The following is a 23,240-nucleotide window of genomic DNA, read 5'->3' on the forward strand; positions in this document are numbered from 1 at the left end:
GGGGTCATGACCCAGTGAGGTGGCCGCGCATGCTGGGGACGCTCGCATCATTGTCGGCCTGCGCCGTCGGGCCAGACTTCGAGCGCCCCGATCCGCAAGCCCCTGCCGGCTACGTCGCGGGGAATCCGGTTCGCGAGACGGTGTCGCTGCCGGCAGCAGGGGGCGGCGAACAGGTCCTGCTGTACGGACACGGGCCGCCGGCGGCGTGGTGGCGGTTGTTCGACTCCGCCGCGCTGGATGGTCTCGTGGCACAGTCGGTTTCACAGAACCTGGATCTGGCCGCAGCACAGGCACGTCTGCGCCGAGCCGAGGCTTTGCTCCGAGCCGACACCGGACTGCAGCTATCCGACGATCGGCATCGAGGGCGACGCTTCGCGGCAAAGGCCGCTATCCGCCGGCAGTGCGTCGGGCGGCAGTGCGGTGGGCGGCGGCGCTTCCGGAGCCGAAACGGCGCAAGGCGGCTCTCCCCGCGGTGGCAGCGGCGGCAGCGCCTACAACGTCTACACCGCCTCCGGCGTCGTGAGCTACAATCTCGACCTGTTCGGGCGGGAAGACCGCCTGATCGAGGCCCAGGCCGCCCGGACGCAGCAGCAGCGCTTCGAGGTGCAGGCCGCCTATCTCTCGCTCATCGGCAACGTCGTCAGCACCACGCTCGCCGGGGCGGCGCTGCGTGCGGAGATCGCACTGCGGCAGGAATTGATCGCGGCGCAGGACCGGCGGCTCCGCTTCATCGACGTGCAGGTGGCGGAGGGTTATGTCGCGCGCGCGGACTTGGTGACGGCGCGTGCCGATCTGGCGGCGGTCCGGGCGCCGCTACCCGTCCTCGCACAGCGGCTCGCCGAGAACGAACATCGCCTGGCACTGCTCGTGGGCCGCGCACCTGGCGGCTGGGCTCCCCCGCCCGTGCGGTTCGAGGACCTCGAACTGCCGCGGCGGTTGCCCGTCACCCTGCCCTCGACGCTCGCGCGGCAGCGGCCTGACATCCTGGCGGCGGAAAGCGCCCTGCATGCGGCGAGCGCCGAGATCGGGGTCGCGACGGCCGATCTGTATCCGCAGATCACGCTGAGCGCGTCCTACGGCGTCGGCGGCGTCGATCTACCCAACCTGCCGGCCTCGCTCGACCCGATCTGGACGCTCGGTGCGGGTCTGGCGGCGCCGATCTTCCAGGGTGGCCAGCTCCGCGCCTTACGAGATGCCGCCGTGATGGCCTTCGAAGCGGCGCTGGCGGAGTACCGACAGACCGTGCTCGACGCGTTCGTGGAAGTGGCGGACGCGTTGCGCGCGATCGAGCACGATGCACGCGCGCTGCGGGCACAGCACGAGGCGGTCGAAGCGGCGCAGGAGAGCCTAGATCTCGCCGAGTTCCGGTTCGAGGCCGGCGTCGTCGACTATGTCGACGTCCTGATCGCACGGCAGCAGTACCAGGAAGCGTCGATCGCCTACGTCAACGCCCTCGGGCGCCGCTACCAGCACACTGCGGCGCTCTTCGCTGCCCTGGGCGGGGCGGTGCCGCAGGAAGCGGCCGCGCTGCATACCGCCGCGTTGCGTTCGGGGCCGCCAACATCCTGGTCGACCGTCCGATGAGGCGGGACGATGCCCGCTCCGCATCCGCCCATGCGGACGGCGGGGACGCGCAGGACGAGAACGCCCGCACCACGGAGAAGCGCAGCGTAACGCACCCTCCGCGACGCATCCTCGGGTTGATCGTCGCGCTGGCTGTCGTAGCTGGAGGCGCCTATCTCGCCTACCGCGCCATTTGGTCGGAGCAGGGTGGGGAGCAGCAGCAATCGCGGCCGCCGGTCACGGTGGCCGCAGCCAGGGCCGAGAGCGAGACTTGGCGGACACGGCTCACCTCCGTCGGGTCCCTACAGGCCGTAAACGGCGTCGACGTCACGACGGAGGTCGCCGGCATCGTCAGCGAGATCAGCTTCGAGTCGGGCCAGAGCGTGAGCCGCGGCGACCTCCTCGCGCAGCTGATCGCCGAGACCGATCGGGCACAACTCGCCAGCCTGCAGGCGCAGCTTCAGCAGGCGCGCTCCGATCTCGCCCGCAACCGTCGGCTCGTCGGCCGCGGTGCCATCGCCCGAAGAGAAGTGGAGCAGGCGGAGACCAGCGTCGAGAGCCTGCGCGCGCAGACACGCGAGCGGCAGGAGGCCATCGGGAAGAAGCGGATCGAGGCGCCCTTCGACGGCGAACTCGGGATACGGCGCGTGAATCTCGGACAGTATCTGTCGCCGGGCCAGGCCGTCGTCACGCTACAGTCGATCGCCCCCATCCACGTGAACTTCACGCTGCCGGAGCAGCACTACGGCCGGACCGATGCCGGCATACCCCTCGAAATACGCGTGGACGCCTACCCCGACCGGGTATTCGAAGGACGGATCAACGCGACCAGCCCGGACGTCGATGCCGAGACCCGGAACTTCTCGATCCAGGGAATTCTGCCGAACCGTGATCGCCTGCTGCGGCCCGGCATGTTCGCCGAGATCGCGATCGTGCTGCCCGACCGACGCGAGGTGGTCACCCTCCCCGCAACCGCGATCAGCTACAATCCCTACGGCGACGCCGTCTATATGATCGCCGAGGCGTCCGCCGAGACCGCCTCGTCCTCTTCGGGTCCACAGGGGCAAGCGGGGAGCGACGGCGATGGCGGCGTTTTGACGTGGCTTTCCGACCTCTTCGGCGGAGACGACGACGTCTCCGCGCCGGCGGAGGAGGACGCGACACACCAGGCTCGGAACGGGCCGCCGAGGATCGCCAAGCGTGTCTTCGTCGAACTGGGCGAGCGCCGGGACACCAAGGTCGCCGTCGCCAACGGCGTCGAGGTGGGCGATCTGGTCGTCACCGCGGGCCAGCTGAAACTGGACGATGGCGCGCCGATCGTCGTCTCCGATGACGATGTGCTCGAAATGGCCCCGGCCAAACCGGCCGGTCCCTGACGCATGGGCGCCTTCACCGATCTCTTCGTCAGACGGCCCGTACTCGCGACGGTCGTCAGTCTCGTCATCCTGATGCTCGGCCTGCGCTCGATCCAGTCCCTGGAGATCCGCCAGTATCCTCAGACGAGCTCGACGATCATCACGATCGCGACACCCTATCCCGGGGCGGATTCCGAGCTCGTTCGCGGCTTCATCACGATGCCTCTCGAACAGGCGATCGCGAGCGCCGACGGCATCGACTACCTGGAGTCCACGAGCATTCAGGGAACGAGCAGCATCCAGGCGCATCTGGAGCTCAACTTCGACCCGAACGCCGCCGTCGCCCAGATCATCACGAAGATCAATCAGGTCAGGAACCAGCTGCCGCCGGAGAGCGAGAACCCGGTGGTGACCGTGCGGACCAGCGAGAGTTCCGCCTCGATGTATCTCGCGTTCCGCAGCGGACCGCTGGAGCGCAACCAGCTGACCGACTATCTGTCGCGTGCGGTCCGGCCGCGGCTGGAGAGCGTGGCCGGGGTTCAGCAGGCGAACATCCTCGGCGAGCAGGTGCTCGCCATGCGGATCTGGCTCGATCCGAGGCGGATGGCGGCGCTGAACGTCACGGCCGCCGAGGTGCGCGCGGCGCTGGCGGCGAACAACTACCTGGCGGCAGTCGGCAACACGAAGGGCACGACGCTTTCCGTCGACCTCAACGCGAACACGAGCCTCACCTCCGCGCAGGAGTTCGAGCAACTCGTGGTGCGGGAATCCGGCCCGAGCCTGATCCGGCTCAGCGACGTCGCGGATGTCAGGCTCGGCGCCGAATCCTACGACACGTCCGTGTTCTTCGACGGCCGGCCCGCCGTCTTCATGTCGATCGACGTGGTTCCGACCGCCAATCCCCTCTCGGTCATCGCCGCGGTCCGAGACGTCCTGCCCGAGATATTCGACCGCCTGCCGCAGGGGGTCGAGGGGCTGATCGTCCACGACAATACCGTATTCATCCGCAGTTCCATCCGCGAGGTTCTCACCTCGCTGGCCGAAGCGCTGCTGATCGTCACGGTGGTGATCTATCTCTTTCTCGGGTCGCTTCGCGCCGCCTTCGTTCCTGCGGTGACGATGCCGCTGTCGCTGGTCGGCGGCGTGTTCCTGATGCTGATGTTCGGGTTCTCGATCAACCTGCTGACGCTTCTGGCACTGGTTCTCGCCATCGGGACCGTCGTGGATGACGCCATCGTGATCGTCGAGAACGCCTCGCGACACGTCGAGGCGGGCGATGCGCCGATGGATGCCGCCCTGAAGACTGGCCGCGAGCTCGCAAGCTCGATCATCGCGATGAACATCGTCGTGGTCGCGGTGTTCGCACCGGTGGCATTCATGGGCGGACTGACCGGAAGCCTGTTCACCGAATTCGCGTTCACGGTTGCGGGTGCCACGGTGATCTCCGGCGTCGTCGCCCTGACGCTGTCGCCGATGATGTGCTCGAAGCTGCTGCACCAGGACCGGCAGAAGGGCCGGCTGGCGCGATGGATCGACAGGGGCTTCCGGTGGCTGTCGGAAGGCTACGGCCGGGTCCTCGACCGCGCTCTCGATCTGCGCTGGCTCGTCGTCGGCATCGGAGCCCTCGTGCTGGTCAGCTGCTATTTTCTCTATGCGGCGGCGGAGAGCGAGCTGGCGCCGACCGAGGACCAGGGCTTCATCATCGCGAGCGCCACGGGCGACCCGAACATCTCCAGCGATCAGATGGCGCGCTGGACGGGCCAGATCGGCGACGCCATGCAGAGCATCGACGCAACCGAGCACGCCTTCGTCATCAACGGCGCCGGCGGCGGCGGGTCGGTCGGCTCGGCCAACAGCGCCTTCGCCGGACTGTCGATGAAGACCTGGGAGGACCGCGAACGCACACAGATGGAGGTCCTGCCCGAACTGCAGCGCAAGATCTCGGGTATCGCCGGCCTCCAGACCGTCGCCTTCGCACCGCCGGCGCTTCCCGGGGCGGGCCAGGGGACGCCGGTACAGATGGTGATCGGTGCGATCGACGAGCCGCGGGCGATCTACGAGACCGTTCGGATCATACTGGAACGCGCCCGGCGCTCCGGCATGTTCGCCTACATCGAATCCGACCTGAAGTTCGACCAGCTGCAGGTCGAGATTGCCGTCGACCGCGCCAAGGCGGCCGACCTGGGGATCGACATGCAGCAGCTCGGCGCCGACCTGGCGACGATGCTCAGCGCCGGCTACGTCAATTTCTTCAGCACCGAGGGGCGCAGCTACCGGGTGATCGCACAGGTCGACCGGCTGCACCGACTGACGCCCGAGCAGGTGACGAACTATCGGATCCGCACGCGATCGGGCCAGCTCGTTCCGGCCTCGACGATCATCGACCTGGAACCGACGGTGGCGCCCCGCCAGCTCATCCGCTTCAACCAGCTCAACGCCGCCACCCTCTCCGGCGTACCGGCACCGGACGTGCCGCTGGGCGAAGCGCTCGCCTTCCTGCGCGACACGGCCGAGGAGGCGCTGCCGGGCAACTACATCCTCGACTGGGCCGGACAGTCCCGTCAGTTCGTGCAGGAGAGCACTGCCCTCTATACGGCCTTCGCGCTCGCGGTCGTCCTGATCTACCTCGTGCTCGCGGCCCAGTATGAGAGCTTCCGCGACCCCGCGATCATGCTGGTCACCGTACCGATGTCGCTGGCCGGCGCGTTCCTGTTCATGGCGCTCGGGGTGGTCACCGACAACATCTACGCGCAGGTCGGACTGCTGGCGCTCGTGGGCTCGATCATCCGGCACGGCATCCTGCTGGTCGAGTTCGGCAACGATATGCAGGAACAGGAAGGTCTGGATCGGCGGCGCGCCATCGAGAAGGCGGCCGCCGTGCGGTTGCGGGCCATCCTCATGACCAGCATCGCCACGCTGGCCGGCATGGTTCCGCTGCTGCTGGCGTCGGGCCCGGGCGCGGAAAGTCGCTTCACGATCAGCCTCGTGCTCGGCGCCGGAATGGCGGTCGGCACGGTCTTCACCTTGTTCGTCGTGCCGGCGATGTACTCGCTGGTCGCGCGGGAACGCAACGGTGCACCGGCACGCGGGCCGCAGGACAGGGCGCGTGACGCGGGACGATCTGCGTCGGCCCGCGGTGAAGAGGAACCGGTGGATGAGCCGGAGGCGCAGGACTGGCGGCATCGCTCGGCACCGCCCCGCGCTACGCCGTCTCCGCAGCTGGCTGGGCCCCCTGCCCCCAGTTCATCTCCAGGCCGCCGTCGATGGTGAAACTCTGCCCGGTGACGTAGTCGGCGTCATCCGAGGCGAGATAGAGTGCGAGCCGCGCGACCTCCCACGGCTCGCCGGGACGCTTCCAGGGGATGTTGGGCAGTTCCCGCGCCATTGTGTCGGGATCCTCCGTCCGGACCTCCGTCATTGGCGTGCGGATGAGGCCCGGCGCGACGGCGTTGACGTTGATGCGCAGGGGCGCGACTTCGAGCGCGAGAGACCGGGTGAAGGTTAGCAGCCCCGCCTTTCGCCGCGCCGTAAGCGGCGTTCCGGGCGCTGGGTATGACCTCGTGTACGGACGTCACATTGACGACCTTGCCCCCGCCTCCGGCCGCTTTCCGACATCGAACGAATGCGCGGCAGCAGAAGAACGGCCCATAGAGGTCGGTCTTCACCACACGGTCGAATTCATCGGTCGTCGTCTCCGCGCCGTCGAGAGCGCCGGGTGGGTAGCGAAGTCGAGTACGGAGTATCTCGACGAGGTCGCCGAAGAGTGCGCGGAGATGGTCGTTGCGGGGCTCGAAGGCGCTGCTGGGTAAGAAGGTGGGGTCGGTAGGGAGCGGGGGAAGAAGGCGGAACGCCTCGCCCTCGCTCCCGTCTTTCAGTAGTGCAGAAGGCCCTATCGCCCTCTCCGCGGCAAGGCCGAGGAGATCGGGCGGGCGATGGCAGTACTGTGCGATGCCGGCTGGGCCGAGCCGGCGGAAGGCCGACACGACGGAGAACGTTGGGCGATCAATCCGGCCATTCACAGCTGCTTCGCTGGCGCCGCTGCTGCCGAACGGGAACGACGGCGGCAATCCGTCGAACTCGTCCGGCAGCGGGTCACCGATCTTTGACCCGCGGAACGTCCCAAACGTCACTCGCGCGCACGAGCTTAGAATGGAATGGATACTCTCTCCCTCATTCTCTCCTCAGGCGCGCAAGTGACGTTTGGGACGGTCGCAATGCTGGCGCACTCGACGTGGAGCGCGCCGGACGCCTTGGAGGAAACCCATGACAGCCGCCAGCATTATCGAAGATGCTGCCAGCATCGTCGCGGAGCGCCGTCGGCAGTATGGTCCAGCGCGCCCGCTGCTCACCCAAGTGGCAGCGCACTGGTCGGCGACGCTGGGTGTCGAGGTCACGCCGGAGCAGGTGATCCTGTGCATGATCGACGTGAAGCTGGCGCGCCTCGCACACAACCCAACGCACCGCGGCAGCGCGGTCGACGTGGCGGGGTATGCTGCGATCCTGCATGAGCTGACGGAGTGACCGTTAGCGGTGCTCGGCGCGCCGAACAGGCTTGTGCCACTCAGGCTGCGCTTTCCAACGCACGGCCGTAGCCGCTGCTCCATCATGCGCGTCATGAGCACCCCGCCGCCGATCCGCCGCGCCCGTGATGAGCAACTGGTCGTCAGAAAGCTATGCCGGCGCAGGCGCCCGGGCTTTGGTGTCCACCATCCAAAAGGGATCGGACCGCCACCTCGATCACATCGAACCGGTTCCGCCACTCGGCCAATCCAAGCCACTGACGCTCATGTTCCTTCGTCCCAGGTCTGAGGCGTTGCTTGTAGAGGTAGAGGTGCGCACCAGCGCGATTGACACGCGCTCCCGTCGCGACCTGCGCCCGCACCACATCGCCAGGGATGATGTAGAAGTCGACATGAGGCTGCAGAGGGATCTGGTCTCGGCCGTCCCGACGAGGACCGAATGGTCGGGGGTTCAGGACCACACCAATGTCGACCACGACCTCGATATCGAGCTGCAGATCCTTCGCCTCCGGCAGGCCCGCCGTATGCGTCCACCCGATCGAGTCAACGTACGTGCCACCCTTGACCTGGATTCGCAGCCGGTCGCCAACCAGAATGTCGTAACCCGGCATATTCCGGCGTAAGTCGTTGGCGTCGATCACCGTCATGAGACGGCGGACCGGGCGCAGCATCGCCATGGCCGCGTCCATGGCGAGCATCTCGCTCAGTCGATGCCTTTCCCCTCTGCTGAAGACACCTGCCTTACCGGTCGATATCTCATTGGCGACGGCGACGTTCAGCCGATCAATGACGATGTCGCCGGGGCGCCACAACGGGTCCCCAATCTTGAGGGCCGGCATCGGTCAGGACAGCCGATGGATAAGGTCTTGCGGCGGGACGGCACCGTACGGGATCTTCACGCCGCCATTGGACGGATCCCGCTCGGGCGCGTCGAGCGGGATCGGGGCCCGCGGATCGCCGGCAACCATGCCCGCGTGGTTGAGCCTGTTTTGCAGAGTGGACAAGTCCACCCGAGCCGTCCCGTCAGAATTGCGTAGCCAACCGACTGCGAGGTCGTCGCTCCCCAGCCCGTAGGTCGAGACAAGGCGGCCCCAGAGATCATAGACCATGCGGTTGTCGCGATCCGTGACCTCCACACCGGGGAACTGCCACCAGCCGAGCCAGCGGAAACGGGAGCAGGCGTAGGTCGGTTTGAAGGTGAAGAAGCCATCGTAGTAGGGACTGTGAACGATCTTCAGCGCGCCGATCGCGCCGCTATCGCCGATCTCCCCGCCGACCCACAAGCGCCGCCGCACCTTGGTCGCCTTGTATCCCGCTGTATCCCGCCAAGCATCCCAGGACGGTACATTCTCCCAGGACCGCCGGCCCGGCGTCCCCGCCTCTTCGTCACACGCCCGGCCGAGAGCGCGGCAGACGTGCTTCACGGCGTCGGCCGCCGATGCGAGGAACCACTCCTTGTTGCCATTGCCCGTAGTCGCCTTGATTAAGCCGGACCGGCTCGCTCGTTCGGCCGCATTCAGGGAAACTGCATCCTAGAACCGCCATACCGCGAGACAGGAGATGTCGCGCGGTGTCTGGCTACGCGCTTGGCGATAGCGCAACGGCCAGTTCGAATCCTTGCCGATCTTAACGAGATCCGACCTTCCTGCATCCTGCAGAACATAGACTACCCTATCTTGCACGAGTGGTTCGCCCTCTCTCAGTTCGGATCCCGTTCTTGGCACGGCGCCGCTCGCGGCAGAACGACGCCTCCAGTCTGATTACCTATCAATTACGCGGTTGCAAGCGGCGGGCTCATACTCGGGACCGACTATGCTATCTTCGCGGTAGGTCGCATTCGAGGGGCCACGCTCGACCGAAAGGAGCGCTATCAGATCAGAGACGCCGCCTGAAGCGATCGGCGGCATCGAGTAGAGTAGCTGCGTGTGACGATCAGGCGATCCGGTAGATCCGCCCGCGCCCCTCGACCTTTTCGGACGTGACGTCGAACTGCAGCTTCTTCTTCAGCGCGCCGGCAATCGCGCCGCGCACCGTGTGGCTCTGCCAGCCCGTCGCCACGACCACCTCCTCGATGGTGGCCCCCTGGCTGCGGCGGAGCATCTCGATCAGCAGCGCCTGCTTGGTACCAGGGCGCGGCGCGCGGGTCTTCGCCTGATCCGGCGTAGGCTGCTCGACCCCCGCGCCTATGGCCGCCAGCCCCTGTTCGCTGATGCGCTCACCCTCCTCGGCTTTCTCCGCCAGCCCGCGGGTCACGAGCGCGTTAACCACCTTGATCGCCGCACCGCCCGTCAGGCTCGCCGGCAGCGGCTGGAGCGACCGGTCGGCCCGCTGTGCGGCGGCGGTGAGGACGAGGCGCTGGGCGTCGGTGAGATTGCTCATTGTCGTCTCCGGGTTCGAGGGCCCGTACGATCGCGTCCCTGCTACGATCCGGAGCCCCCGGCCGCGGACGGCGCAGGGGCGGTGCGGCAGTGTGTGGCGCGTCAGTCGGCCAGCGCCGCCTCGTGGTGGCCGACGAAGCCCGTCAGGTGGGGCCCCCAGCCGCGGGGGATCCCGGTGTCGCGCTCCGTCTGCCGGCCGATGCGCCAGCCCATCCAGCGCATCACCGCCGCGTCGATCGCCGCCGCCAGTTCCAGCCCGGCGTAGCCCGTTCGCCACGTCGTCGGCGAAGTGCCGCCCGTGCCGCCTGGGCGCTCTTCCCCGGTGCCGTCGCCTATGTCTGGCACGGCGCGCTGCTCGCCGGCACGGTGGCCGACAGCCTCGTCGCCTGCGGCTTCGATATCCGCGCGCAGATCATCTGGGCGAAGGAGCGGCTGGTGCTCTCGCGCGGCGACTATCACTGGCAGCACGAGCCCTGCTGGTACGCGGTGCGCCGCAAGGCCGGCGGCGCCTGGGCGGGCGACCGCAGGCAGACGACGCTCTGGTCCATCCCGGGGCGCGACCAGGATGCGGCCACCGTGCACGGCACGCAGAAGCCGGTGGAGTGCATGCGCCGGCCGATGCTCAACAACACCGCGCCCGGACAGGCCGTGTACGACCCCTTCCTGGGATCGGGTACCAGCATCATCGCCGCGGAGACCTGCGCGCGCGCCTGCTTCGGCCTGGAGCTCGACCCGGCCTATGTGGATGTGATCGTCGAGCGCTGGCAGCGCTTCACCGGCGGCACCGCCCGGATCCTGGGCGAAGAGGTCACCTTCGACGACCGGAAGGCCGCCCTGTCGGCTGAGCCTGCCAAGGCCGACTGATGGCGTTCCGTCCGCCGCACGTCGCCGACCCGGTGGACCGGCGCCGGGTCGAGGCGATGGCCGGCTACGGCATCCCCGAGGCCGATATCGCACGGGTGCTCGGCATCGCTCCGAGCACGTTGCGCAAGCACTATCACCACGAACTCGCCACCGGCCACATCCTCACCAACGCCAAGGTGGCGGAGAGCCTGTTCAGGAAGGCGACGGGCGACCACCGCCAGGCGGTGACGGCGGCGATCTTCTGGCTGAAGACCCGGGCACGCTGGAAGGAGGTCCCGCCGCAGGACGGCGACCGGGACGAGCCGGTCACCGTCAGGATCGTCCGCTTCGCCGACCCGACCGAGCTGGCCGCGCCGACCGCGCCGGCCACGCCGGCGGCCCGGCCGCTCGCGTTGCCGAAGGGCTGAGCGGTGGGAAGGCCATCGCACCTGCCCGGACCGGTGGAGCGCCGCCAGGTCGAGGCCATGGCGGGCTACGGCGTCCCGGAGGCGGACATCGCCCTGGTGCTGCGCATCGACCCGAAGACGCTGCGCAAGTACTACCGCGACGAGCTCGACACCGGCCACATCCTCGCCAACGCCAAGGTCGCCGAGAGCCTGTTCCGCAAGGCCGCGGGCGACCATCGCCAGTCGGTGACCGCCGCCATCTTCTGGCTGAAGGTGCGCGCCCGCTGGAAGGAAGTCCCCCGGCAGGACCCCGACCGCGACGAGCCGGCCACCGAGATCGTCCTGGCCTGGGCCGAGCCGGCCGCGCCGGCCGCGCCGGCCGCGCCGACCGAGCCGAAGGACCCCGCCTAGTCGCCTCCCCGGCGTCGGCCGCACGCTACAGATGCCGCCGCCAGACGCTATCCGGTTGATAAGGAACGGCTTCCGAGCAAACACCAAACGGTGGTTTGCAGTTTGAACGGAGGCCGGGCATGGACCGGGCGATCGCCTACTACCGCGTCTCGACACGGGCCCAGGCCCTCTCGGGGCTCGGCATCGAGGCGCAGCGGGCGGCGGTGCATCGCTTCGCCGAGGCCGAGGGCGTCACAATCGTCGCCGAGCACGTCGAGGCGGAGAGCGGCAAGGGCACGGATGCGCTCCTGCGGCGGCCGCAACTCCGGGCGGCCCTGGACGCGGCCCGCCACGCGCGGTGCCCGGTCATCGTCGCCAGGCTGGACCGGCTCTCGCGCGACGTCGCCTTCATCGCCGGGCTGATGGCCCAGCGCGTGCCGTTCCTCGTCGCCGAGCTCGGGCTCGATGCCGACCCGTTCATGCTGCACCTCTACGCCGCCCTCGCCGAGAAGGAGCGCCGGCTCATCGCCGAGCGCACCAAGGCAGCCCTGACCGCACGCAGGGCCCGCGGCACGAAGCTCGGCAACCCGACCAATGCGCCGGCCGCTGCCGCCCTGGGGCGCGACGTGCAGGTCTGCGAGGCCGACCGCTTCGCCGCCAACGTGCTGCCGGTGATCCGCGCCATCGAGGCCACCGGCATCGCCAGTCTCCGCGGCATCGCCGCAGCCCTCGACGCCCGCGGCATTCCCAGCGCCCGCGGCGGACGCTGGCAGGTCTCCAACGTCAGGAACGTCCTCAGGCGGAAGGTGACGGCCGAGCGGCTTTGTTAGGCGGGAGCAAGCAGGGAGTCGCTGTCGACAGGAGCGAGGCCTCCAAACCGTCTTCTATGGTCGGCACCTGCAACGGCTCCCGCCGCACCGCATCTACGGCCGTTCGATGACCACTTCGAGATAGGTGCTCGGCAAAACGAGCGCCTCGTCGCCGCTGCGGTTCTGGCTGCGCAGCAGGTCGAAGATCTCGGCCTCCAGAGTCGCCTGGGCGTTCGCGCCGATCGACGCGAGGGCCCGGTGGGTGGGACCGTAACACCGCCGGAAGACGTCGAGCCAGTGCTCCGGCGGCAGATGCCAGAAGTGAAGTCGCGGCGCGCCACCTGCGCCGTCCGCCGCGACCATCCGTCGGTGCCGCGGTCAGAATTGCGCGCGCAGGGTGAGTTCGACGAAGTCGACGCTCTCGGATCGGCCCGTCTGCCGGATGAAGGCGCCCGGGATGAAGTGGGCGTAGATGGCGGTGGCACTGAGGTCGGCGGCGATCTGCCAGGTGGCGTTGAAGGACAGTTCCGTGCCGACGTGGCGCGCGTCGCTGCCGGTGCCGGCGCGTAGCAGGCCGCCGCCCGGCCCGTAGATCCCGTCGTCGCGCTGCAGGCGCCAGTAGAAATCGACGTCCAGGGTCAGCGACAGACCGTCGGCCGGCTCCACCGTCACGCCGGGATGCAGGTTGAAGAAATTGCGCGGGCCGAGCAGCGCCAGTTCGGAGAAGTAGTTGCCGCGCGGGAAGAGCGGATTGAACGTGCCGAGGTCGCTGTCGTCCGGGTCGTCGTCGCCGCTGGCGACATTGGCCGAGAGCCCGAAGCGCGGCGTCCAGGGCAGGTCGCGCCAGGTGTGGCCGGTGTCGGAGGCGACGCTCCATGCCGCGATGTCGCCGGATCCGAAGCTGCCGAACTGGTAGATGAACTCCCAGTTCCAGTCCCAGCCGGACTGCGCGCCCCACAGGCGGGTGCCGACGGTATGGCGCCGCTCGCGCGCCGTGCCCTGAGCGAAGCTGCCGGCGTCGTTCGCATAGCCGAGATAATAGAGGTCGAGCGACGTTCCGGCCGGGAGCCATCCGGGTTGCGTGTCCACCGCGTAGACGCCCCACAAGGCCTGGTCGTGGTCGATGCCGTCGTCGAACCGGCCCGGATCGATCCGCGCCGGACGCACGGCGAGGGCGTCGACCCGCCAGTCGTCGAACGACAGCCGCGCCCGGCCGCCGTCGAACTTGCGCCGTACGTTCGGCCCCTCGCGCACGTCGACCAGCCGCGCCGAGCCGTAGCGCAGTTCCTGCCGGCCGAGCCGCAGCGTGACGTCGCCGCCGGTGCCGGCCGGTGCGGAGAGATCGACGAAGGCCTGCTGGACGTCGAGCCGGTTTTCGTCGACGGGACCGGGCGGGCCGGCGCGGCCGTCTTCCAGGGCGCTGTAGATCTGGCCGAACAGGCGCAGGTGCGGTCCCAGGTGCAGGTCGCCGTGCAGCACGTAGCGCTGCAGGAACACGCCGTCCCGGTCCTGGAGGTCGTCACCCCAGGCGGGGTCGCGGGTGTACTCGTAGCGCTCGCGGACCTCGCCGCCGAGCGACAGCCACGCCACGCCGTCGCCGCTCAGCGGAATGCATTTGAGCGCGTCGTACCAGCGGGTCCGCGCAGCGGGATCGCAGAGCGCCGACCAGTCCTCGTCCTGGCGCAGCGGGGCGAAGTCCGGCCGCGCGGTCTCCGCGAGGGCGGCGGACGCGACCGAGGCCAGGAGCATGGCGGAGGCCAGCAGCCGCAGCGGGGTCGGCCCGGGGGACGCGTCCGGCATCGCTCACCCCCGCCGGCCGTCGAGGCCGAAGCGGCCGCTGCCGGCAGCGATCAGCGCCAGGAAGCCGCCGACGATCGCCAGATGCTCCAGGCTGACGGTCAGCTGCTGCTGGAAGGCGGCACCTTCCAACCCGAAGGGCCAGTGTGCGAGCAGGGTCGCCGCGACGGTGAACAGAAGCAGGAGCGCCGCACCGAGCCGCATCCGCAGTCCGAGAAGAACGCTCGCTGCACCCGCGACCTGGACCAGGATGGTTGCCGCCATCGCCACCGCGGGCAGCGGCAGGCCGAGCGCCGCGGCCTCGCCGACGGCGCCGCTCCAGTGCGCGAGCTTGTCGAGCCCGCTGTAGAGGAACACCGTGCCCAGGCCGATGCGCGCCAGGAGCAGCAGGACGTCGCGGTTCATCGCATGGCCTCCACCCGGAGCGTCGGCGCGGTCCATCGGTCGAGCGCGAGGTCCGTCCCGCGGAAGCCCAGGGTCATCGCCACCACGAGCAGCGCGCCCACCAGCTTGGGCGGTGCCGGCAGGGGCACGTCGAACCAGCGGCAGCCGCCGCCGATCGCGAGCCCCAGGACGATCCCGACGAGGGCGGCGGTCATCGGCCGGCGCCTTTCGCCGTCTCACCGGTCGGGCCGCCGCAGAGGTGGCGGGAGTGCGCGGCGCGATGCGCGGCAACACGGTCGACCAGGATGTAGCCGCAGGTCATCGCGAGCACGAGCAGCGCGCCGACCAGGGCCGGCGGCGCCGGCAGGGGGATGCCGGCAAGGCGGCAGACGATCCCGATACAGGCGCCGAGCAGCAGTCCGATGACGATCTTCATGGCTGAACTCCCTCTCGCCGTCAGCCGCGGACGGGGGCGACGAAGTGGCGGACGACCGGCCGGTCGGGGGCGATGTGGAAGGCGTGCGCCACCGCCTGCAGGTCGGCGTCGCTGCGCGTGACGCGCTCGTGCTGGCGCTGGTGCTCCAGCCAGGAGCCGACGAGGAAATATTCGAGGTAGCGGCCGGGCTCGGTCGTGTCCTCGAACAGGCCCCAGGCATGGGCACCGTCGCGCCGCCGTTCGCCCTCGAGCGCGTCCATCGCGGCGACGAAGGCGGCCGCACCGGCGGGCTCGATCCGGTATTCCACGGTGACCAGCACCGGCCCGCGATCGTGCGTGACGCTCTCGTCGACCACGGGTGCCGGCCAATGCGCCGACGGCGCATGGTCGAGCGTCTCGCCCTGCCCGAGCTTCCAGCGGAAGGTCAGCGGGATGGCGGCGACCGCACCGGCCGCCGCGATCAGCAGGGCGGCCGGGATGCCGAGATGCGCCGCCGCCTGTCCCCAGACGAGGCTGCCGGCGCTCATCGCGCCGAAGAAGACGGTGACGAAGACCGACAGGCCCCGCGCCCTGACCCAGTCCGGCAGCGCGGTCTGCGCCGAGACGTTCAGGCTGGAGAGGACGGCGATCCAGGAGGCGCCGGCGACGAGGCTGACGGCCCCGGCGGCATAAGGATCGCGCACCAGGGCGAAGACGAGGAGCGTCGCCGCCGTGCCCAGCGTACCGGTCGCCACCAGGCGGTCGGGACCCAGGATGGCGTTCAGGCGCGGCAGCAGCACCGCCCCCGACACCGCACCGGCGCCGACGCAGCCGAGCAGCACGCCGTAGAGCATCGGGCCGCCGCCGAGCAGGTCGCGGGCGATCAGCGGCAGCATCGCCCAGTAGGCGCTGGCGAACAGGAAGAAGGCGACGGCGCGGACCAGCGTCGCCCGCATCGGTCCGCTGGCGCGCACATAGCGCAGCCCGGCGCGCAGGGCGCCGACGAACCGTTCCGGCGGCAGCGTACGCGCGGCCGCGGCGGGCAGATGCCACCAGATCAGCGCCGCGACGACCACGACGAAGGAGAGCGTGTTCAGGAAGAACGGCGCCCAGATGCCAACCACCGCGATGACGACGCCGGCGAGCGCCGGACCGATGGCGCGCGAGACGTTGATGCCGACGGAGTTGAGGGCGACCGCCGGGCGCAGGTCGCGACGCTCGACCAGCTTCGGCACGATCGCCTGCCATGCCGGCGCTACGAAGGCGGCGCAGGTGCCCATGACGAAGGTGAAGCAGAGCAGCGTCAGCGGCGTGATCCAGCCCGCAAGCACCAGGAGGCCGAGCGTGCCGGCGGCGACGATCATCACCGCCTGCACGGCGATCAGCAGCCGCCGCCGGTCGACGATGTCGGCGAGCGCCCCTGCCGGCAGCGAGAAGAGGAAGACCGGCAGGGTCGTCGCGGTCTGGACCAGCGCCACCATGAACGGCGACGGGCTGAGCGACGTCATCAGCCAGCCGGCGGCGACGTCGTGCATCCAGGTGCCGATGTTGGAGATCACCGTCGCCGTCCACAGGACGGCAAAGGCGGGGTAGCGGAAGGGTGCCAGGGCGCCGGTGGTCGCGCCGGTCGCCGCACCGTCTGCCGCCGCGGGCTTCGCGCTCTCGTCCATGTGCGCCGCCGCTAGCCGGCCATGAAGCAGGAGCAGCCGAGCGCGCCCCAGAAGGCGCCCTTGTCGTCGACGGGCAGCGGCGTGGTCCAGGCGATCTGGTGGGCGTGGCCGTGCAGCCCGCAGCCGGATCCGCAGCCGTCATGGCAGGCGCGCGCATGGCGAGACGGTCCGCTGTCGCCCGCACCCCGTGTCCAGTGGCCGCCGAACAGGCCGACAGGCGACCAGTCCGGGCTGGGCGGCGGCAGCGGCGGCGCCAGATCCCGGAAGTCGCCTGCCCCGTGGACCGGCCGGCCGCCGACGATGGTCAGCACGGAGACGATGTCCTTGATCGCCTCCTCGGGCACGGCGAAGTAGTCGTCGGACAGGACGGCGACGTCAGCGTAGCGGCCGGCCTGCAGCGTCCCCTTCACGTCCTGCTCGCCCGAAAACCAAGCCGAGCCCGCGGTCCAGAGACGCAGCGCCTCGGTCCGGTCGACGCGGTTGCGCTCCGGGTAGAGGCGCATGCCGCCCAGCGTCCTGCCGCTGCTCAGCCAGTAGAGCGAGACCCACGGGTTGTAGGAGGCGACGCGCGTCGCGTCGGTGCCGGCGCCGACCGGCAGGCCGGCGGCCAGCATCTTCGCCACCGGCGGCGTCGCCTCGGCCGCCGCCGCGCCGTACCGGTCGACGAAATACTCGCCCTGGAAGGCCATCCGGTGCTGGACGGCGACGCCGCCGCCGAGCGCGGCGACACGGTCGATGTTGCGGTCCGAGATCGTCTCGGCATGGTCGATGATGAAGCGGGTCTGGAACGGCTGGCGTCCGTTCACCCGCTCGAACACCGACAGGAAGCGGTCGATGCTCTCGTCGTAGGTCGCGTGGATGCGGAACGGCCACCTGTTTCCCACCAGCAGTTCGACGATCGGCTCGAGTTCCGATTCCATCACCGGCGCCAGCTCCGGCCGCGGTTCCAGGAAGTTCTCGAAGTCGGCCGCCGACCAGGTGAGGTTCTCGCCGGCCCCGTTCATGCGCAGGTACCCGCCGCCGGCCCCCGGCTCGGTCATGGCGATCCAGCGCTCGTAGTCGGCGAGCTCGCTGCCGGCCTTCTGGGCGAACAGGTTGTAGGCGACCCGCACCGTCATCTCGCCGGCATCGTCGAGCTGCTGGATGACGCGATAGTCGTCGGGATAGTTCTGCCCGCCGCCGCCCGCGTCGATCACCGACGTGATGCCCAGGCGGTTCAGTTCGCGCATGAAATGGCGGGTCGAGTTCGCCTGCTGCTCGACCGGCAGCGTCGGTCCCCGCGCCAGGGTCGAGTAGAGGATCAGCGCCGACGGCCTGGCGATCAGCAGACCGGTCGGCATGCCGTGCGCGTCGCGCTCGATCAGGCCGCCCGGCGGGTTGGGCGTATCCTTGCCGAAGCCCAGCACGTCGAGCGCGGCCTTGTTCAGCAGCGCCCGGCCGTAAAGGTGGAGAATGAAGACGGGGGTGTCGGGTGCGGCCGCGTTGATCTCGTCCAGGGTCGGCATGCGCCGCTCGGCGAACTGGAATTCCGACCAGCCGCCCACGACCCGCACCCATTGCGGTGCCGGCGTCCGTTCCGCCTGGGTCTTCAGCATCCGCAGCGCGTCGGCCAGGGACGGCACGCCCTCCCAGCGCAGCTCCATATTGTAGTAGAGCCCGCCGCGGATCAGGTGGGTGTGGCTGTCGTTGAGACCCGGCACGGCGCGGCGGCCCTTCAGGTCGACGACCCGCGTGGCCGGACCGGCCAGCGGCATGATCTCCGCGGCCGGGCCGACGGCGAGGATGCGGCCCCCGGCGATCGCCAGCGCCTCCACTTCGGGATTGGCGCGGTCGAGCGTGGTGATGCGGCCATTGGTCAGGATCAGGTCGGCTTCGGTCATCGCGGCTCCTTCGGCGCGCCGGAAGACAGTTCCGGCGCCGGCACCGACCAGTGCGGCGGCGGCGACGGATTTGAGGAGGGTGCGGCGGCTCGGCTGCATGGCGGGTCCTCCAGGCGGCGGGCCGGAGCCGCGCCCGTAAGACGGGGCGGCTCCGGCCCGCGCGGTCAGCCGGCGTGAACCGGCGCCAACGCCTCGTGCTGCTGGGCGGTGCGCTGCGGCGCCTTGTGGACCATGGTGTAGGCGTAATCGACGCCCATGCCGTAGGCGCCGGAATGCTCGCGGACCACTGCCATCACCGCGTCGTAGGTCTCGCGACGGGCCCAGTCGCGCTGCCACTCCAGGAGCACCTGCTGCCAGGTGACCGGCACCACGCCGGCCTGGATCATGCGCTGCATCGCATAGTCGTGCGCTTCCTTCGACGTGCCGCCCGACGCGTCGGCGACCATGTAGATCTCGTAGCCGCCCTCCAGCATCGCGCCGAAGGCGAAGGTGTTGTTGCAGACCTCGGTCCACAGGCCGGCGCAGACGATCTTCCTGCGGCCGTTGGCGGCGAGGGAGTCGCGCACCTTCTGGTCGTCCCAGGAGTTCATCGAGGTGCGCTCGAGCAGCTTCTTGCCCGGGAACACGTCGAGCAGTTCCGGGTAGGTGTAGCCGGAGAAGCTCTCGCTCTCGACGGTCGTGATGGTCACCGGGATGTCGAAGATCTTGGCCGACTTCGCCAGTGCCACGGTGTTGTTCTTCAGCACCTGCCGGTCGATCGACTGCACGCCGAACGCCATCTGCGGCTGGTGGTCGATGAAGATCACCTGGCAGTTCTGCGGGGTGAGCTGTTCGAGCTTGGGATCGGTCATCGCTTGTCTCCGGGTCGTGTCCGAAAGGACGGGGATCAGGCCTGGATGAAGGCCAACAGGTCCGCGTTGAGCTGGTCGCGGTGGGTTTCGGCGAGGGCATGGGAGGCGCCCGGATAGACCTTCAGCGTGGCGTCCTTCACCAGCTTGACGGTCTCGTGGGCGGAGGCCGCGATCGGCACGATCTGATCGTCGTCGCCGTGCACGATGAGCGTCGGCACGTCGAACTTCTTCAGATCTTCGGTGAAGTCGGTCGCCGAGAAGGCCTCGATACAGTCGTAGACGTTCTTGAAGCCGGCCTGCATGCCCTGCAGCCAGAAGGAATCGCGCATGCCCTGCGAGATCTTCGCGTCGGGCCGGTTCGCGCCGTAGAAGGGCGTCGTCAGGTCCTTGAAGAACTGCGAGCGGTCGGCGAGCACCGCGGCGCGGATGCCGTCGAACACGTCCATGGGCAGGCCGCCGGGATAGGCGTCGGTCTTCAGCATGATCGGCGGCACGGCGCCGATCAGCACGGCCTTGGCGACGCGGCCGGTGCCGTGCCGGCCGATGTAGCGCGCGACCTCGCCGCCACCGGTGGAATGGCCGACATGGACGGCGTCCTTCAGGTCGAGCGCCGCCGTCAGCGCCGCCAGGTCGTCGGCGTAGGTGTCCATGTCGTTGCCGTTCCAGGGCTGGCTCGACCGGCCATGACCGCGACGGTCGTGGGCGATCACGCGGTAGCCCTTCGACCCCAGGAACAGCATCTGGCTGTCCCAGGCGTCGGCTGTCAGCGGCCAGCCGTGGCTGAAGACGACCGGCTGGCCGGTGCCCCAGTCCTTGTAATAGATCTCGGTTCCGTCCTGCGTGATGATGGTCGCCATGTGCCTCTCTCCTCGTCTTGGCTTCGGGCCGGTGCCGCGCATGCCGCGCGCGCGCCGGGCAAGGGCCGCCTCTATGCCGGCGGCCAGCGCATCCGGCCGCAGCGGCTTGGTCAAAAAGCAGTCCACGCCGGCATCCTGCGCCCGCCGCCGTGTCATCTCGTCGGGGTAGGCGGTCATCAGGATCGTGGGCAGCGGGATTCCGTCCGCCGCCAGCCGGCGGTGCAGTTCCAACCCGGTCATCCGCGGCATCTGCATGTCCACGATCAGGCAGAGTACCTCGGCCGCGGTGCCGGACTGCAGGAAGGCTTCCGGATCGGAATAGGGTGCCACCGCGAAGCCCAGGGCCCGCACCAGCCCGGCGATCGCCGCGAGCGCCGACCCGTCGTCGTCGACGATCGCAATGACGCTGCCGGCCGTGTCCGCCTCCCCTCGCCATATCCCGGCACGTCGCCGGCAGCACGGAGGATCGCCGTCGCGGCGGTATCGCCGCAATCAGACGATGGTATCGGAGAACCAATCCATGGACGGGGCGCGGACGGGCCGGATCAGGACTGGCCGGATCAGGACCGGCGATCCTCCGCCAGCCGGTCCACGATCCGCACGAGGTCCGGCAGGGTCTCCGCCTGCATCTTGCGCATCACCTGGGCGCGGTGCGCCTTCACGGTGATCTCGCTGAGGCCGAGGGCGGCGGCGATCTGCTTGTTCAGCCGCCCGGCGGCGACCATCATCATGACCTCGCGCTCCCGCGGCGAAAGACCGGCGACGCGTTCGGCCAGGACGGCACGCGCCGTCGCCGCGGCACGCCGTGACGCGTCGATGGCGAGCGCGCGGTGGACGGCGTCTAGAAGATCCTGGTCGCGGAACGGCTTGGCGAGGAACTCGACGGCGCCCGCCTTCATCGCGGCCACGGACATCGGGATGTCGCCGTGACCGGTGATGAAGACGATCGGCCGCTCGTGGCCGTCGCGCGCCAGTTCGCGCTGGAACTCCAGTCCGCTGCGGCCGGGCAGCCGCACGTCGAGGATCAGGCAGCCGGGTTCGCCGCAGAGGCCGGCATCGACGAAGGCCTGGACCGAGGCGAAGGCGCGGGCGGCGAGGTCGACCGAGCGCATCAGGCCGAGCAGGGAGTCCCGCACCGAGGCGTCGTCGTCGACGATGAAGACGGTGGAGACCGCCGCGGGCGTCGCGCCGTCCATCACGCCCGCTCCGCACCAGCAGTCGGGAGCGTAGCGGTCGGGACCGTAGCGGTCGGGAGCGCGGCAGGCAGGGTGAAGCGGAAAACGGCGCCACGCGGCACGTTCTCGGTCACCCAGAGGCGCCCACCATGCGCCTCCACCACGGAACGGCAGAACATCAGGCCCAACCCCATGCCGTGCGCCTTCGTCGTGAAGAAAGGCTCGAATATCCGTTCGCGCAAGGCTTGGTCCAGCCCCGTTCCGCCATCCTCCACCGAGACCAGGACGCTGCCCATGCCGTCGGCTTCGGAACGCACCAGCACCGCGCGCTCCGCGTCGGGCGCAGCGTCCACGGCCTGGAGGGCGTTGCAGAGGAGGTTCGCGACGACGTGGCGAATCTGGACCGCGTCGCCGACGGCCGCGGGAAGGTTCGGGTCGAGAGCCGTCCGGAGGTCGACCCGAGCCAGCCTCGCATCCGCCCGGACCGCCGCCAGGGCATCGCCGATCACGACGTTCACGTCCAGCGGGCCGTGCTCGCGCCGATCCTCGCGGAAGAGGCTGCGAATGCTCTGCACGACCTCGCCCGCGCGGTGGCCGTCGGCGATGATGCGCCCCAGCGCGGCGCGCGCCTCCTCGATATCGGGCGGGCGCTTCTGCAGCCAGCGCAGGGCGGCGTCGGCATTGGTGACCATGCTGCCCAGGGGCTGGTTCACCTCGTGCGCGATGGCGGCCGACAACGCCTCCATCGTCGCCAGCCGCCCCTCGCGCTCGCGCCGCTCGGTGGCGAGCGCGCGGGCGAGCTGCGCATGCAGGGTCGTCGTCTCGGCGAGCAGCACGACCAGCACGACCGTCGCCGACACCAGTCCGAAGAAGCGGCCCGACCACCAGCCGACGCTGAATCGACCGGAACTCAGGAACGAGAGCAGGAGCAATTCGACCAGGAACGTGAAAATCACGACCAACAGCCAGAGGTCGAGTATCGAACGGAGACGCAGCCATAACAGGGCGAGGGTGAAGAGACCGAGCGCCGTCGCCACCGAAGGCACGTAGATCCAAAGGCTCGTGGTGTTGCGCGCATCATTCATGAAGCGCGGCATCATCTGGTCGGCCGCAATGAAGGCCCAGGTCAGGCCAATGGTCGCCACCACGGCTCCCGTCACGGACAAGGCGACGATCCGTCGAACCGAAGGCCGCCGCGCCGACATGAGCGGCGCGTCCTTCAGCAGGACGTAACACAGGACGAAGCCGGGGAAGGCGACCCGCCGCACCGCGGCGATCCAGGCGGTGACCTGTACGCCCTCGTTCAGCGGACCGAGTGGCGGGAACACGCCCGGAAAGGTCAGCGCCCACGGAACGGCGGTCAGGGCAGCGAACAGGTAGCCGGTCGCGAGAAGCAGCATCGCCCAAGACCGCTGGATCGAGAACATGAGAAACAGCAGAATGGACGTGATCAGGTCGTTGATCAGGACTGCGGTGGCATACGCCGGCAGGAATGCTTCGCTGTTCGCTATGGGGATCGACGCGAAGGGCGCGGTCACGGCCAGGGTGACGAGAAGAAAGAGAACCACCGCCCCCGCCGCCCGCGCCTGCTGCGGATCGGGCGGTGTCGTGGCCACCAGGAACCGGTCGTGGTCCACCCTGTCAAAAGGCGCGCTCCACATGATTTGTCCCCGATCGACGGCGAGATGCCGCGCCCTGTCGCTCGGATGCCGAGCATCGTCGGCAGGCGATGGACGAGGAGCAACTTATACCAACGGCCGAAATTAGTGACCTGTGAGCCCAGTCTCTCATGCCGATCGAGATGATGGTCTGGGGCTGGGTGACGAGCTTGTTCCAAGCGTCGCAGCCTGCGTCGAGAATGGCGTCGTGGTCTTGGAAGACGCGGTTGGAGAGCCAGTTCTGCCGAAGATACTGCCAGACGTTCTCGACCGGGTTGAGTTCCGGTG

24 protein-coding genes and 2 pseudogenes are annotated in these 23,240 nt (G+C 69.3%); 8 read left to right on the forward strand and 18 right to left on the reverse strand.

The genetic code is table 11. From position 1 onward, the window contains the following. Positions 1 to 237 precede the first annotated feature (237 nt). From ABIE65_RS23760 to ABIE65_RS23770, 3 genes are read left to right on the forward strand one after another with little or no spacing between them, the layout of a single operon-like run. Positions 238 to 1,584 (forward strand): efflux transporter outer membrane subunit, encoded by a 1,347-nt coding sequence (locus ABIE65_RS23760; RefSeq protein WP_502918563.1) that lies wholly within the window; start codon positions 238 to 240, stop codon positions 1,582 to 1,584. Next, on the forward strand, positions 1,581 to 2,939 hold the full coding sequence (locus ABIE65_RS23765; RefSeq protein ID WP_354081268.1) for an efflux RND transporter periplasmic adaptor subunit: 1,359 nt from the start codon (positions 1,581 to 1,583) through the stop codon (positions 2,937 to 2,939). Before ABIE65_RS23760 ends, ABIE65_RS23765 begins: the two co-directional genes overlap by 4 nt. Before the next feature lie 3 nt (positions 2,940 to 2,942). Beyond that, a complete protein-coding gene (locus tag ABIE65_RS23770) occupies positions 2,943 to 6,188 on the forward strand; it encodes an efflux RND transporter permease subunit (protein WP_354081269.1) in 3,246 nt (1,081 codons plus the stop codon). Here the strand turns inward: ABIE65_RS23770 and ABIE65_RS23775 are convergent. Continuing rightward, positions 6,121 to 6,426 (reverse strand): SDR family NAD(P)-dependent oxidoreductase, encoded by a 306-nt coding sequence (locus tag ABIE65_RS23775; protein ID WP_354081299.1) that lies wholly within the window; start codon positions 6,424 to 6,426, stop codon positions 6,121 to 6,123. The two genes, ABIE65_RS23770 and ABIE65_RS23775, sit on opposite strands and share 68 nt — an antisense overlap. A gap of 1 nt (position 6,427) precedes the next feature. After that, positions 6,428 to 7,048, reverse strand: a pseudogene (locus ABIE65_RS23780) (SDR family NAD(P)-dependent oxidoreductase); the annotation flags it as partial. Between the two features lie 133 nt (positions 7,049 to 7,181). On the opposite strand from ABIE65_RS23780, the gene ABIE65_RS23785 reads away from it, so the two are divergent. Beyond that, positions 7,182 to 7,439, forward strand: a complete 258-nt coding sequence (locus ABIE65_RS23785; protein ID WP_354081271.1) for a DUF6378 domain-containing protein — start codon at positions 7,182 to 7,184, stop codon at positions 7,437 to 7,439. 142 nt (positions 7,440 to 7,581) lie between these two features. Here ABIE65_RS23785 and ABIE65_RS23790 read toward each other — a convergent pair whose 3' ends face one another. The 4 genes from ABIE65_RS23790 to ABIE65_RS23805 form a co-directional block, all read right to left on the reverse strand. Next, positions 7,582 to 8,277: a hypothetical protein gene (locus ABIE65_RS23790; RefSeq protein ID WP_354081272.1), complete on the reverse strand. Its 696-nt coding sequence runs from the start codon at positions 8,275 to 8,277 to the stop codon at positions 7,582 to 7,584. A gap of 3 nt (positions 8,278 to 8,280) precedes the next feature. Further along, a complete protein-coding gene (locus ABIE65_RS23795) occupies positions 8,281 to 8,733 on the reverse strand; it encodes a hypothetical protein (RefSeq protein ID WP_354081274.1) in 453 nt (150 codons plus the stop codon). Positions 8,734 to 9,370: 637 nt separating this feature from the next. Then, positions 9,371 to 9,817 (reverse strand): DUF3489 domain-containing protein, encoded by a 447-nt coding sequence (locus ABIE65_RS23800; protein WP_354081276.1) that lies wholly within the window; start codon positions 9,815 to 9,817, stop codon positions 9,371 to 9,373. A gap of 101 nt (positions 9,818 to 9,918) precedes the next feature. Further along, the gene (locus ABIE65_RS23805; RefSeq protein WP_354081278.1) at positions 9,919 to 10,161 is read right to left on the reverse strand and encodes a hypothetical protein; all 243 of its coding nucleotides are present in this window, start codon (positions 10,159 to 10,161) and stop codon (positions 9,919 to 9,921) included. 21 nt (positions 10,162 to 10,182) lie between these two features. On the opposite strand from ABIE65_RS23805, the gene ABIE65_RS23810 reads away from it, so the two are divergent. The 4 genes from ABIE65_RS23810 (at position 10,183) to ABIE65_RS23825 (ending at position 12,286) form a co-directional block, all read left to right on the forward strand. After that, positions 10,183 to 10,680 (forward strand): DNA-methyltransferase, encoded by a 498-nt coding sequence (locus ABIE65_RS23810; RefSeq protein ID WP_354081280.1) that lies wholly within the window; start codon positions 10,183 to 10,185, stop codon positions 10,678 to 10,680. Beyond that, entirely contained in the window at positions 10,680 to 11,087 is a 408-nt protein-coding gene (locus ABIE65_RS23815) for a hypothetical protein (RefSeq protein ID WP_354081282.1), read from the forward strand. The genes ABIE65_RS23810 and ABIE65_RS23815 overlap by 1 nt, the downstream gene beginning before the upstream one ends. Before the next feature lie 3 nt (positions 11,088 to 11,090). Beyond that, a complete protein-coding gene (locus ABIE65_RS23820; RefSeq protein WP_354081283.1) occupies positions 11,091 to 11,477 on the forward strand; it encodes a hypothetical protein in 387 nt (128 codons plus the stop codon). A 119-nt stretch (positions 11,478 to 11,596) separates the two neighbouring features. Next, positions 11,597 to 12,286, forward strand: a complete 690-nt coding sequence (locus ABIE65_RS23825; protein WP_354081285.1) for a recombinase family protein — start codon at positions 11,597 to 11,599, stop codon at positions 12,284 to 12,286. Positions 12,287 to 12,379: 93 nt separating this feature from the next. Here the strand turns inward: ABIE65_RS23825 and ABIE65_RS23830 are convergent, their stop codons facing one another. The 12 genes and pseudogenes from ABIE65_RS23830 to ABIE65_RS23890 all read right to left on the reverse strand — a co-directional run. Further along, positions 12,380 to 12,628, reverse strand: coding sequence for a hypothetical protein (locus ABIE65_RS23830; protein ID WP_354081287.1), 249 nt, complete (start codon positions 12,626 to 12,628; stop codon positions 12,380 to 12,382). Between the two features lie 15 nt (positions 12,629 to 12,643). Next, positions 12,644 to 14,065, reverse strand: coding sequence for an alginate export family protein (locus ABIE65_RS23835; protein WP_354081289.1), 1,422 nt, complete (start codon positions 14,063 to 14,065; stop codon positions 12,644 to 12,646). A gap of 3 nt (positions 14,066 to 14,068) precedes the next feature. Then, positions 14,069 to 14,467, reverse strand: a complete 399-nt coding sequence (locus ABIE65_RS23840; protein ID WP_354081290.1) for a DoxX family protein — start codon at positions 14,465 to 14,467, stop codon at positions 14,069 to 14,071. Further along, positions 14,464 to 14,661: a DUF1427 family protein gene (locus tag ABIE65_RS23845; RefSeq protein ID WP_354081291.1), complete on the reverse strand. Its 198-nt coding sequence runs from the start codon at positions 14,659 to 14,661 to the stop codon at positions 14,464 to 14,466. Before ABIE65_RS23845 ends, ABIE65_RS23840 begins: the two co-directional genes overlap by 4 nt. After that, positions 14,658 to 14,882: a DUF1427 family protein gene (locus ABIE65_RS23850; protein ID WP_354081292.1), complete on the reverse strand. Its 225-nt coding sequence runs from the start codon at positions 14,880 to 14,882 to the stop codon at positions 14,658 to 14,660. Before ABIE65_RS23850 ends, ABIE65_RS23845 begins: the two co-directional genes overlap by 4 nt. Before the next feature lie 20 nt (positions 14,883 to 14,902). Beyond that, positions 14,903 to 16,531: an MFS transporter gene (locus ABIE65_RS23855; RefSeq protein ID WP_354081293.1), complete on the reverse strand. Its 1,629-nt coding sequence runs from the start codon at positions 16,529 to 16,531 to the stop codon at positions 14,903 to 14,905. An 11-nt stretch (positions 16,532 to 16,542) separates the two neighbouring features. Further along, positions 16,543 to 18,510, reverse strand: a complete 1,968-nt coding sequence (locus ABIE65_RS23860) for an amidohydrolase (RefSeq protein WP_354081294.1) — start codon at positions 18,508 to 18,510, stop codon at positions 16,543 to 16,545. Positions 18,511 to 18,575: 65 nt separating this feature from the next. Next, positions 18,576 to 19,262, reverse strand: a complete 687-nt coding sequence (locus ABIE65_RS23865) for a hydrolase (protein WP_354081295.1) — start codon at positions 19,260 to 19,262, stop codon at positions 18,576 to 18,578. Between the two features lie 35 nt (positions 19,263 to 19,297). After that, entirely contained in the window at positions 19,298 to 20,611 is a 1,314-nt protein-coding gene (locus tag ABIE65_RS27895) for an alpha/beta fold hydrolase (protein WP_502918564.1), read from the reverse strand. Between the two features lie 68 nt (positions 20,612 to 20,679). Further along, entirely contained in the window at positions 20,680 to 21,315 is a 636-nt protein-coding gene (locus ABIE65_RS23880; protein ID WP_354081296.1) for a response regulator transcription factor, read from the reverse strand. Continuing rightward, complete coding sequence (locus tag ABIE65_RS23885) at positions 21,315 to 22,910, reverse strand: sensor histidine kinase (protein WP_354081297.1); 1,596 nt, start codon at positions 22,908 to 22,910, stop codon at positions 21,315 to 21,317. Before ABIE65_RS23885 ends, ABIE65_RS23880 begins: the two co-directional genes overlap by 1 nt. Before the next feature lie 157 nt (positions 22,911 to 23,067). Beyond that, a pseudogene (locus tag ABIE65_RS23890) lies at positions 23,068 to 23,240 on the reverse strand (IS630 family transposase); the annotation flags it as partial.

Origin of the sequence: Constrictibacter sp. MBR-5, from assembly GCF_040549485.1 — a bacterium.
In the GTDB taxonomy this organism is placed as follows: domain Bacteria; phylum Pseudomonadota; class Alphaproteobacteria; order JAJUGE01; family JAJUGE01; genus Constrictibacter.